1 pseudogene is annotated in these 775 nt (G+C 76.3%); it reads left to right on the forward strand.

Going from position 1 to position 775, the window contains the following annotated elements:
* Window positions 1-775 (forward strand): annotated as a pseudogene (locus tag LzC2_RS21590) (hypothetical protein); the annotation flags it as partial.

Raw genomic sequence — 775 nt, forward strand, 5'->3', positions numbered from 1 at the left:
CGCCGGGCCCGTGCCGGTCGGCGGATACGGCTTCGACGCCTCGACCTTCGGCCCCGCCCTGCCCGCCGCCCCGATGGCGGCGCCGTACGGCGGCGGGATGTACGGCGGCGGATTCGCCCCGAGCATCGCCTCGAACGGCCTGAACGTCGCCGGCCCGATCGGCCCCGGTTACGGGAACCCCGGGTACGGCGGCCCCGGGTACGGCGGTCCCGGGATGAACGGCTTCGGCCCGTCCCCCGATCCCGCCTTCGGTTCGGGCGTCGCGGCGGGTACGCCGGTCCCGGCCGGCAGCTACCTCACCCCGGACGGCCGCCTCGTCGGCCCGGACGGCCAGCCGGTGCGTCCCGGGAACCTCGGGACGAACGGTCCCCGCGGCCTGAACGGCCAGGGCGTCGGCCCCAACGGCCAGCCCCTCGGCATGAACGGCCAGGGCATCGGTCCGAACGGCCAGCCCCTCGGCTCCAACGGGATCGGTCCGAACGGCCAGCCCCTCGGCTCTAACGGGATCGGCCCGAACGGACAGCCGATCCGGCCGAACGGCCCGAACTTCGGGGACCAGGACGGCGCCGGTCTCGCCGGTCCCGGCCTGAACGCCCCCGGGGCGAACGGCGGCCTGAACGGCGCCGGCACCCCGATTCCCGCCGGCAGCACCTTCGGCCCGAACGGCGAAGTGATCGGCCCGGACGGTCGCGTGATCGGCGGCGCCCGCGCCGCCGTACATGGGGCCGTTCATCCCCGGGCTGATCGGCCCGGGGATGAACGGCCCCATGTACGG

The organism is Alienimonas chondri (assembly GCF_013036045.1).
Taxonomy (GTDB): Bacteria; Planctomycetota; Planctomycetia; order Planctomycetales; family Planctomycetaceae; genus Alienimonas; species Alienimonas chondri.